10 protein-coding genes are annotated in these 9,110 nt (G+C 71.6%); 7 read left to right on the top strand and 3 right to left on the bottom strand.

Annotated features, from left to right (window positions below; translation table 11 throughout):
• Nucleotides 1-139: 139 nt before the first annotated feature.
• Nucleotides 140-607 carry an SRPBCC family protein gene (locus AB0K35_RS28860; protein ID WP_363889355.1) on the bottom strand — a complete coding sequence of 156 codons (468 nt, stop codon included), beginning with the start codon at nt 605-607 and terminating at the stop codon, nt 140-142.
• Nucleotides 608-795: 188 nt separating this feature from the next.
• Between AB0K35_RS28860 and AB0K35_RS28855 the strand changes: the two genes are divergently transcribed.
• The gene (locus tag AB0K35_RS28855) at nt 796-1,773 is read left to right on the top strand and encodes a PfkB family carbohydrate kinase (protein WP_363889352.1); all 978 of its coding nucleotides are present in this window, start codon (nt 796-798) and stop codon (nt 1,771-1,773) included.
• On the top strand, nt 1,770-2,597 hold the full coding sequence (locus AB0K35_RS28850; RefSeq protein WP_363889350.1) for a 5'/3'-nucleotidase SurE: 828 nt from the start codon (nt 1,770-1,772) through the stop codon (nt 2,595-2,597). The genes AB0K35_RS28855 and AB0K35_RS28850 overlap by 4 nt, the downstream gene beginning before the upstream one ends.
• 18 nt (nt 2,598-2,615) lie before the next feature.
• On the opposite strand, the gene AB0K35_RS28845 is transcribed toward AB0K35_RS28850, so the two are convergent.
• Nucleotides 2,616-2,978, bottom strand: a complete 363-nt coding sequence (locus AB0K35_RS28845) for an STAS domain-containing protein (protein WP_030330302.1) — start codon at nt 2,976-2,978, stop codon at nt 2,616-2,618.
• 386 nt (nt 2,979-3,364) lie between these two features.
• Between AB0K35_RS28845 and AB0K35_RS28840 the strand changes: the two genes are divergently transcribed.
• Nucleotides 3,365-3,505: a hypothetical protein gene (locus tag AB0K35_RS28840; protein WP_238670080.1), complete on the top strand. Its 141-nt coding sequence runs from the start codon at nt 3,365-3,367 to the stop codon at nt 3,503-3,505.
• Between the two features lie 154 nt (nt 3,506-3,659).
• Nucleotides 3,660-4,058 carry a hypothetical protein gene (locus tag AB0K35_RS28835; RefSeq protein WP_238670081.1) on the top strand — a complete coding sequence of 133 codons (399 nt, stop codon included), beginning with the start codon at nt 3,660-3,662 and terminating at the stop codon, nt 4,056-4,058.
• Between the two features lie 152 nt (nt 4,059-4,210).
• Here AB0K35_RS28835 and AB0K35_RS28830 read toward each other — a convergent pair whose 3' ends face one another.
• The gene (locus AB0K35_RS28830; RefSeq protein WP_363889346.1) at nt 4,211-6,934 is read right to left on the bottom strand and encodes a cellulose binding domain-containing protein; all 2,724 of its coding nucleotides are present in this window, start codon (nt 6,932-6,934) and stop codon (nt 4,211-4,213) included.
• 358 nt (nt 6,935-7,292) lie between these two features.
• On the opposite strand from AB0K35_RS28830, the gene AB0K35_RS28825 reads away from it, so the two are divergent.
• From AB0K35_RS28825 to AB0K35_RS28815, 3 genes are all read left to right on the top strand, one after another.
• Nucleotides 7,293-7,979: a BON domain-containing protein gene (locus AB0K35_RS28825; protein ID WP_363889343.1), complete on the top strand. Its 687-nt coding sequence runs from the start codon at nt 7,293-7,295 to the stop codon at nt 7,977-7,979.
• An 85-nt stretch (nt 7,980-8,064) separates the two neighbouring features.
• Complete coding sequence (locus tag AB0K35_RS28820; protein ID WP_238670084.1) at nt 8,065-8,562, top strand: redoxin domain-containing protein; 498 nt, start codon at nt 8,065-8,067, stop codon at nt 8,560-8,562.
• Nucleotides 8,559-9,107, top strand: coding sequence for a DsbA family protein (locus tag AB0K35_RS28815; RefSeq protein ID WP_091409221.1), 549 nt, complete (start codon nt 8,559-8,561; stop codon nt 9,105-9,107). The genes AB0K35_RS28820 and AB0K35_RS28815 overlap by 4 nt, the downstream gene beginning before the upstream one ends.
• The last annotated feature ends 3 nt before the right edge of the window (nt 9,108-9,110 follow it).

The raw sequence follows: 9,110 nt of genomic DNA, 5'->3' as shown, positions 1-9,110 counted from the left end.
TATTACCCCTACGTGTGGGTTTTGCCTATTAATAAAAAACCTTTTTTTTTTTTTGGGGGGGGGGGGGGGGGGGGGGGGGCGGGGGGGCGGGGGGGGGGGGGGGGGGGGGGGGGGGGGGGGCGGGGGGGGTCAGGTCAGGTCAGGTCGGGTCTGGGGGGTTGCTGGTGTTGTCGAGGGCGGCGCCCAGCCGGGTGGCGAGGGCGAGGTGAGCGGCCTGGGCCTGGCGGAACGCGTACCGGAACAGTGGCGTCGGCGCGGTCAGGGTGATCTCGACGTCGATGCGGACCAGCCCGTCCGGCTCGGCGCGTAGTCGGGTGTGGTTTCGCACCGTGGTGGCCGGCCACTGGCGGGCCACCATGACGATCTCGTCGGCGTCGCTGATCAGCACGTCCGCGTGGTAGGTGGTCCGGAAGCGCAGCGGACCGGCCGCCAACCGATCGTTGATCGTGTAGCTGGCCTGGGCGCCGGGCCGGGTTGGCACCCGGCGAACCCGGACGATCAGCGGATGCAGCTCGCCCTGCCGGGTCAGGTCGCTGAGCAACGCTGCCGCCTCGGCGGGTGAGCACCGGGCCTGGACGGTGTAGCTGAAGGTATCGCTGCTGAGCACACCGTCTCCCGCCGTCGGTTGTCGCCCGATCGTCCCGTACCGATGTCTGGCTGGCAACGCCCCGGGCTTTCAGCGCCGCGCCGGACCGGGCCGATGCGACGACCTCCCACCACCTGCGCCATTAAGGTCGGTTAGTGCGAAATCTTCCGAAAGTGCCGGAGGGCGGCCAGCATGAACGGCGACGACCGATGAGTGGGCACGTGATGGTCTTCGCGCCCACCCCGCAGCTGACGGTGACCGTGGACCAGCCCAACGACCACCCCGAGCTGCACCTGCACCCTGGCGGGCAGGGCGTCTGGCAGGCCCGGATGGTGATCTCCCTCGGTGTCGACGTGGTGCTCTGCGCCGCCCTCGGCGGTGAGATCGGCCAGGTGCTGGAGCCGCTGCTGGTCAGCGAGGGCGTCGACCTCAAGGTGGTGGTCCGTGACTCCGGCAGCGGCGGGTACGTGCACGATCGGCGCGAGGGCTCCCGGCAGGAGATCGCCGACGTGCCCGGGCAGCCGCTGAGTCGGCACGAGATCGACGAGCTGTACAACCTCGCCCTCGGCGAGGGCCTGCGGGCCTCGGTGAGCATCCTCAGTGGGCCGAACGAACCATGGCTCGTACCGGCCGACCTGTACCGGCGCTTCGCCGCCGACCTCGGCGCGAACGGCGGGCGGGTGGTGGTCGACCTCTCCGGCGACCACCTCGGTTCGGTGCTGGAGAGCGGGGTGTTCTTCCTCAAGGTGAGTCACGAGGAGTTGATCCGCGACGGCCGCGCCCGCAGCGACGACACCGAGGAGCTGACCCGGGCCATGTACGAGTTGCACGCGGGCGGCGCTGAGACGGTGGTGGTGAGCCGCGCCGACCAGCCGGCGTTGGCGCTCATCGACGGGGAGCTGTTCCAGGTCGAGATGCCCCGGCTGGAGGCCGCCGACCCACGCGGCGCGGGCGATTCGATGACGGCCGGGGTGGCGGCCGTCGTGGCCAGGGACGGGGACATTCGGACCGCCATCCGCACCGGCGCCGCCGCTGGCGCGCTGAACGTGACCCGGCACGGCCTGGGCACCGGGCGGCTGGACTCGATCACCGGCCTGGTGGACCGGGTCCGGCTGGTGCCGGCGGACAGCCGGCAACAGGAGCGGACCACCCCTGACGAGTTGGCCGGCCGGGTGGTTGAGCGATGACGGTGCGGGTGTTGATCACCAACGACGACGGGATCGCCGCGCCGGGGATCCAGGCGCTCGCCTGGGCTGCCCAGCAGCGGGGCCTGGACGTCGTGGTGGCCGCGCCGATGGAGGAGGCGAGCGGCACCAGCGCCGCGATGAGCGCCATGGAGCGCGACGGGCGGGTCGTCGTGACCGACCACCCGCTGCCGGACCTGGCGGGTGTGCCGGCGTACGGGGTCGCCGGGTCCCCGGGGTTCATCACGCTGATCGCCCTGCACGGGGCGTTCGGCCCACCGCCGTCGGTGGTGCTCTCCGGCGTCAACCGGGGCGCCAACGCCGGCCGGGCTGTGCTGCACTCCGGGACCGTTGGCGCCGCGTTCACCGCCGCCACCAACGGCTGCCGGGCGATGGCGGTCTCCCTGGACGTGCTCTCCGCCGGCGAGGCGACGGCCGCGAGCGGTGGCGCCGCCGTGGACGCCGCCGCCCGGGTACGCGACGCCGAGCGGCACTGGGGCACCGCCGCGCGGGTCGCCCTGGACCTGCTCCCCCGCTTGACCTCCGCGCCCATGGAGAGCGTGCTCAACGTGAACACTCCGGACCTGCCGCACGGGCAACTGCGCGGGGTGCGGCGCGGCACCCTGGCCAGCTTCGGTCAGGTGCAGATGACTGTGGCCGAATCCGGCCACGGGTTCGTCCGTACCTCGCTGGAGGAGCCAGGGCAGGCCGCACAGCCGGGCACGGACGTGGCGCTGCTGGCCGCCGGGTACGCGTCGGTGACGGCCATCCGAGCGGTCAGCGAGGCGACCGACATCGACCTGACCGGCCTGGACGAGCAGCCCTGACGGGGGCGCCCGGCGCGCTCAGGCGCCGGGCAGCACCTCGGGGGTGGCGGCACCGGCGAAGTAGGGCTCCGGGGCGCCGAAGAGACCGAGCAGGCCGGTCACCCAGAGCTGTCGGTGCACGAACCGACTCGGCTCGGTGACCACCAGCTTGACGTCGCTGACCTCGGCTGTCTGGAAGCCGGCGACCATGGCGCTGATGCCGACCGAGTCGATGAAGGTGACCAACCTCATGTTGAGTTCGATGCGCAGAGGGCGGCCCTTGGCCAGCACCTCAGCGATCGCTTCGCGCACCTCGTACGCTGTGTCGACGTCGATCTCACCCCGTGGGGCGATCTCCACGACACCACCGGACAGGACCGACTTCACGATCGACAGGCTCACGCGAGCACCTCCACCCGCCCGTCCCCCGGGCGCCTCATCAGTACGCGGGCCGCGACCGAGAGTATTCCTCCGACGGCCTCGGTCGCCACCCCTCGGGATGAGCAATTCGCGGATCCGGGCCCACAAAGGCACCCATATCCGTACTTTTCAGCATCTGATTACTCAAGACTTTTCGTTATCTGACCATCGACGATCGGTCGTGACCGGCCCGCCGCCGAACCAGGGTAGCGGTCCGGGCCCGGCGCGCCCGACAACCGGCCCATGACGTACGCCTGCCCCGTGTGCCGTCGGCGTGTCGCCCACCCCCGGCCGGCGCGACCCGCGCCCCCGGTTGCCGACGCGCCCTAGCATCGGCCGGGACACCACCACGACGGAGAGGATCTTCGATGATCAAGCGACTTGCCGGGCTGGCCGGCGTCGGTGTTCTGCTCGCCCTCGTCCTGGCCTGCGGTTTCGGTGGCGGAGACGACGATGACGACGATGACGACGACTTCGCCAGAGGTGTCGCCGTGTCAGCGGTGCGCTGATTCGGTGGCGCACCGGGCTACCGGTGCGCCGCGGAGGTCGGGGTTTGCGTCCGGCTGACGCGGGGCACTGCGGGATAGGCGACACCGTGACGCGCTGGAAAGACGCCGAAGTCCGAAGTGGCCGGCGGCTTCGGCACCCGAGGAGGTAACCACGATGTTCGGAACCAACCTGCTGGACCGCCGCAGCAAGCCGGAGCGGATCGCGGACCAGGCCTGGGAGCACCTGCTCTCAGCCGTCAGCTACGCCGGAGACAGTGTGCGGGACACCGCCCGCTCGGCCCGCCAGAACAGCAGCGATCTCGCCGACGGGGCTGGTGACCTGGTGGGATCCGCCGCCGAGGAGGCGCGACGCCGCGCCTCGCTGGCCTTCGACGCGCTCGCCGGCCGTCAGCCGGCACTGCCCTGGACGCTCCTGATCGGCGCCGCGCTCGTCGGTGCGGCGGTCGGCTGGGCCGTCGGCTCCGCCGCACGGGCCGCCGGCAGCCGGGACGACAGTGCCGTCGACGACGTGGAGTTCGTCGACGTCGACCGCCCGAACTCCCCCGCCGTCTGAACGACAGCGCCACCACGGGCCCCGATCGACTCAGGTCGAGCGGGGCCCGGCGTGGTGTCGGGGTGGACCGGTCCGCCGGGTGCCGGACCCCTCAGGCGGCCCGGCGGACCGGTGTTTCGTGGTGATCCGGGGTCCCGCCCCGGATCGCCCGCTCAGCGGCTCGTGCAGGTGATGGCGGCCGGGGGCGCATTGCTACCGGCCCACGAGCCGAGGAAGCCGGCGGTGGTGCTGGCCCCGGCGGCGAGCGCGCCGTTCCAGCCCGTGTCCCGGACCGACACGGCGGCCCCGGTCTGGGTGTGGGTGCCGCCCCAGAGCTGGTCGATCCGCTGGCCGTCGGTAAAGGTCCAGCTCAGGGTCCAACCGGCGATGGGGGCGCTTCCAGCGTTGCGGACCACCAACTCGGCCTGGAAACCGCCGGACCAGGAGCCGGTCACCCGGTAGGTCGCCGCGCAACCGGCGGACGGCGGCGGCGTCGTCGGGGGCGGCGTCGTCGGGGGCGGCGTCGTCGGAGGTGGCGTGGTCGGCGGTGGCGTGGTCGGGGGTGGGGTCGTCGGAGGTGGCGTGGTCGGGGGCTCGCCGCCGCTGCGGTCGGCGACCAGGATGCCGCGACCGTTGGTGCCGAGGTAGACCCGACCGTAGACACGCGGGTCTCCGGTCAGCGCCTCGGTCGGATTGCCGTACTGGTGGCGGTCGTCGTTGACGCGTACCCAGGTCGCGCCGGTGTCGTCGGAGCGGTGCACGCCCGGTTGACCGTTCACTGTGCCGTAGAGGAACACGGCGGGGTTGGTCCGCCCGGGTGCCGCCTTGCCGAAACCGACGTTGCCGGAGGCGCTGACGCCGTCCAGCCTGGTGAAGCTGGTGCCGGCGTTTGTGGAGCGCCACAGGCCACCCGGCCCGGCCAGCCACAACTCGCCGGCCCGGCCCGGCAGGGCCTTGAAACGGACGTCGGTGCTGGGCAGCCCGGTCGCCGCGGTCGGGGTGAAGCTGGCCCCGCCGTCGGTGCTCAGGTAGAAACGCCCGCCGCTGAAGCCGTAGAACCGGGTGGAGTCGACCCGGTCGGATTCGACTGTGGCGTTCGCCGGGATGCCGGTTGACGCTGCCCAGGAGTTGCCGAAACCGACCGAGTGGACGACGCGTTGGCCCGCGTCACCGGGTGCCCAGACGAAGCGGCTGCCGTCGGCCGCGGCGGCCACCGTGCCACCGAGGTTGACCCCGGACGGTTCGGTGCCCTGGAACCAGGTGGCGCCGCCGTCGGTGGAGAAGGCGACGTGACTGTCGTTGGGCCGGTCGGCGTCGGTGAAGTTGCCGGCGCGCACCAGCACCGCGGGCTTGCTCTCGGCGTAATCGAGGCTGTTGGTGGACGTGAACACCGGCTGGGTGAACAGCATCGACGGAATCGTGTCCAGGTCGGTGTGTCGGAAGCCGCCGACGTCGCCGAGCGCGCTGATCAGGGGTGCGCCGCTGGGCGGGCTGATCAGGTCGAGGACTGCCGTTTCCTCCAGCCCTCTGACCATGGGTCGAAGGGTGAACTGGCCGCCGGTGTCCCACCGGGTCAGGTCGGTGGTGCCGTAGATGGTGGCGCCGGTGCCGTACATCATGCGGTTGGAGTCGTGCGGGTCGATCTCCACCGACTCGTTCATCCAGCCGAGCTTTGGCGAGTCCTCCGGGGGTGCCGGGTTGACACCGAAGGTCAACCAGGGCACCGAGCTGACGTCCATGGTGTAGCGGCGGGACCTCTCCGGGTAGTTGCTGAACTCCCAGATCCGCGTCCAGGTCGCCCCGCCGTCGGTGCTGCGGAAGAAGATCGCGTCCGGCCACCAGGAGACCTGAGTGGCCACCAGCAGGGTGTTCGGGCGTTGCCTGTCGATGGTCAGCCCGCTGTAGCCGAAGTAGGCGTCGGCGCTGGTGGAGGGCACCGGGCTGATCCGCGTCCAGGCCCCGGTCGACCGGGTGAACTTCCAGACGTCGCCCTTGCCGCCGTCGTACGGGCCGCCGGTGTCGCTGGTGGCGATGTAGAGGTGGCCACCGACCGGGTCGACGACCCCCTTGTGGGCCAGGTAGCCGGTGGGCTGACCGGGGATGCGTGCCCAGGTGACGCCGCCGTCGGTGCTGCGGTAGACCGGGTTCTGCTTGTCCGCCACTCCCACGTAGATGGTCTGCGTGGTGGAGCCGGAGGTGCCTGTGCTCTTGTCGAAACTGACAAAGGTCAGGCCCTGGTTCTGCCCGTTGTAGCCGTTCGGGTCGCTGGGGTCGGCCCGGTAGTTGCCGACGTTGGGGAAGGCGGTGACGCGGGCCCAGGTCACGCCGTGGTCGGTGCTGCGCCACAGCCCGTTGCCGCCCTCGGCGCCGTAGTAGACGATGCTGTTCCGGTTGGGGTCGACGGCGAGCCGCTCCCCCATTCCCCGGCCCGGCATGTTGCCGCCGTTCTTGAACGGCAGCTCGGTGGCCTGCCAGGTGGCGCCCTTGTCGGCTGAGCGCAGGATCGCGCCGTTGTTCGGGTCCCAGCCGTTGGTGTACATGCCGACCGCGGCGTACACCCGGTTGGTCTGCACCGGGTCGGTGGCGATGCTGACCACGCCGTTGTAGCCCCACCGGTCGGCGCCGACCCAGTCGAGCAGCGGCGTCCAGGACTGGCTGGTCTGTTCCCAGCGGTACGCCCCGCCGATGTCGGTGCGCGCGTAGATGAGGTTCTTCTCGGTGGGGTTGAAGACGATGCCGGGTACGAAGCCGCCACCGCCCACCGGGACGTTGCGCCAGGTGTACGCCTCCGCCGCGGCCGGGGTGGGGGTCGACCCGGCGGCGGTGAACGGGACCACCACGACGGCTGTGGCGGCGGCCAGCACGGACACGACAGTGCCGGCGAGACTTCTCCGCATCTAAGGTTCCTCTCGGGATGGAGCCCCGGGGGACGGGGTCGATCGCCTGGGTGACGCCGTGGCCCGGGGGACGAGCACGACGACGGGGACGGGTAGAGCTGCCCTGGCTCCACCACCCGACGCGACGGCTCCCGCGATCGAGGAACGCGATTACCGTAACCGAAATCGGCTCGCTTTGGAAGCGCTCCCATCATCGACGTTCGTCCCCGTTCCCCAGCCGTGCCGCCCAGGTTGGGCCGCGACGTCACCCGGTCCGGGCGAGGGCAGCTCACCCGGGGCGGCGGCACCATCGCAGCACGGCGGACCTCCGGCCGCGGCCACCACACGGTCCGCCATCGGAACAGCGGAGGAGGGACAGATGGCCATCGCGGAGATCAACCGCACCGACCAGGACATCCAGTCCGCCGTTCTCGACGAGCTGACCTGGGAACCGCGGGTGCAGCCGCACGAGATCGGCGTGACAGTCGCCGAGGGCGTCGTCACCCTGACCGGCCGCGTGGACAGCTACGCCAAGAAGTGGGCCGCCGAACGGGCCACCCACCGGGTCGCCTCGGTCCGGGCGGTCGCCAACGACGTGGCCGTACAGCTCACCAACGGCACCGAGCGCGCCGACAGCGACCTGGCCGCCGCGGCCAGCCACGGGCTGGAGTGGGACGCGTTCGTGCCCATCGAGAAGCTCCAGGTCACCGTCTCGGCCGGCTGGGTGACGCTGCACGGCGACGTCGAGTGGGAGTACCAACGCCGCGCCGCCGAACGCGCTGTCGCCCGGCTGACCGGCGTACGCGGGGTGAGCAACGGCATCACCGTAAGACCGGCCACCGCGCCGGACGCCCGCGACGTGGCTGACCGGATCGTCGACGCCCTCGCCCGGGCCGGAGCGACCGAGGCCGAACGGATCAGCGTCCGGGTGCACGGCGACACCGCGATACTTGCCGGCTTGGTGCACTCGATGCCCGAACGGGCCGAAGTCGAGCAGGTGGCCTGGTCCGCGCCGGGCATCCGGGAGGTGCAGAACCACATCGCTGTCGCCCCGGGACTGCGCTGAGCGGGGGCGGGCGCCCGCTGGGCGGGCGCGCAACCACCCGGGGTGGGTGAGTCCGTCTCACCCACCCCGGGAGCAGGCTGGTGGCATGAGTGATCCGAACGGGCTGATCCAGCCGGGGCGCGCCGCGCCCGGTTTCGCACTGCCGGCCACCCCGGACGGGGCTCTGCTGGGGCCTGAGCAGTTCCGTGGCCGGCCGGTCGTGCTCGCCTTCTACCCCGCCGACTGGAGTCCGGTCTGCGGTGACCAGATGTCGCTCTACCAGTCGGCGGCACCCGTCTTCGCCCAGTACCGGGCGGTGGTGCTCGGCCTGTCGGTGGACAGCATCTGGTCACACCGGGCCTTCGCGGAGAGCCGGGGCATCGAGTTCCCCCTGCTGGCCGACTTCGAGCCCAAGGGCGAGGTGGCCCGCAGCTACGGCGCGTACATGGCGAACGGTGAGGCGGCCCGCGCGCTGGTGGTGCTGGACCCGGCGGGGACGGTGACCTGGAGCTACCTGTCACCGCCGGACGTCAACCCCGGCGCCGACGGCATCTTCGACGCGCTGGACCAACTCGCCGCCGATCGGAAGGTGATGGCCGGATGAGCACTCCACTGCAGGTCACCGCCCGACTTCGAGATCCGGTGACCACCGACGACCACATCCGGGGGCCGGCCGACGCGGCGGTGACCATCGTCGAGTACGGCGACTTCCAGTGCCAGTTCTGCGGTGCCGCCTACCCGAACCTGCACGAGTTGCTGCGGCAGCGGGCCGACACCGTACGGCTGGTCTACCGCTACTTCCCGATCGCCAACGTGCACCCCTACGCCGAACGGGCCGCCGAGACGGCTGAGGCCGCCGGGGTCCGGGGCCGGTTCTGGGAGATGCACGACTGGCTCTACGAGCATCAGGACCAGCTCGACCCGGTGCACCTCTCGCTCGGCGTCGAGCAGGTCGGGTTGCCGCCGGACGAGTTGAACGCCGAGGTGGAGAACCGTGCGCACGCGGACCGGGTGCGTCGGGACTTCGTGGGGGGCATCCGCAGCGGGGTGAACGGCACCCCGACCCTGTTCGTGAACGGCATCAGGCACGACGGCGGGTACGACCTGCCCGACCTGCTGACTGCGGCGGACGCCGCCGCCAACGCCTGACCC

This window comes from Micromonospora sp. NPDC053740 (genome assembly GCF_040677775.1).
Classification (GTDB): Bacteria; Actinomycetota; Actinomycetes; order Mycobacteriales; family Micromonosporaceae; genus Micromonospora; species Micromonospora alfalfae.
Note: the sequence above shows the minus strand (reverse complement) of the source record. Positions and strands in the feature narration are given on the sequence as shown.

Bases quoted from the DNA above. Each gene is read 5' to 3' on its own strand.
- AB0K35_RS28855 (WP_363889352.1), top strand. From the start codon at position 796: ATGAGTGGGCACGTGATGGTCTTCGCGCCCACCCCGCAGCTGACGGTG.
- AB0K35_RS28850 (WP_363889350.1), top strand. From the start codon at position 1,770: ATGACGGTGCGGGTGTTGATCACCAACGACGACGGGATCGCCGCGCCG.
- AB0K35_RS28840 (WP_238670080.1), top strand. From the start codon at position 3,365: ATGATCAAGCGACTTGCCGGGCTGGCCGGCGTCGGTGTTCTGCTCGCC.
- AB0K35_RS28835 (WP_238670081.1), top strand. From the start codon at position 3,660: ATGTTCGGAACCAACCTGCTGGACCGCCGCAGCAAGCCGGAGCGGATC.
- AB0K35_RS28830 (WP_363889346.1), bottom strand. From the start codon at position 6,934: ATGCGGAGAAGTCTCGCCGGCACTGTCGTGTCCGTGCTGGCCGCCGCC.
- AB0K35_RS28825 (WP_363889343.1), top strand. From the start codon at position 7,293: ATGGCCATCGCGGAGATCAACCGCACCGACCAGGACATCCAGTCCGCC.
- AB0K35_RS28820 (WP_238670084.1), top strand. From the start codon at position 8,065: ATGAGTGATCCGAACGGGCTGATCCAGCCGGGGCGCGCCGCGCCCGGT.
- AB0K35_RS28815 (WP_091409221.1), top strand. From the start codon at position 8,559: ATGAGCACTCCACTGCAGGTCACCGCCCGACTTCGAGATCCGGTGACC.